The following is a 311-nucleotide window of genomic DNA, read 5'->3' on the forward strand; positions in this document are numbered from 1 at the left end:
AATGCGAAAAATGAACTGTTATCTGCGGATAAATATGCAAAAAAAATTACAATGGCTGATCCATATGAAAAATTAACGAGCGATGTATACACAGAGTATCAAAAACGTCTTTTGAAAAATAACTCATTAGACTTTGATGATTTAATTATGACAACGATTCAGCTATTTGAACGTGTTCCAGAAGTATTAGAGTTTTATCAGCGCAAGTTCCAATATATTCATGTTGATGAGTATCAAGATACGAACAAAGCGCAATACCTTCTTGTTAAACATTTAGCAACACGTTTTAAAAATCTTTGTGTTGTGGGTGA

Annotated in this window: 1 protein-coding gene; it reads left to right on the forward strand. The window is 31.8% G+C overall.

What is annotated here, in order from left to right; all coding sequences use genetic code 11:
- The coding region (locus tag FE392_RS22700) for a UvrD-helicase domain-containing protein (RefSeq protein ID WP_319931940.1) at positions 1-311 on the forward strand (311 nt) is incomplete at both ends.

The organism is Xenorhabdus santafensis, assembly GCF_033949405.1.
Classification (GTDB): Bacteria; Pseudomonadota; Gammaproteobacteria; order Enterobacterales; family Enterobacteriaceae; genus Xenorhabdus; species Xenorhabdus santafensis.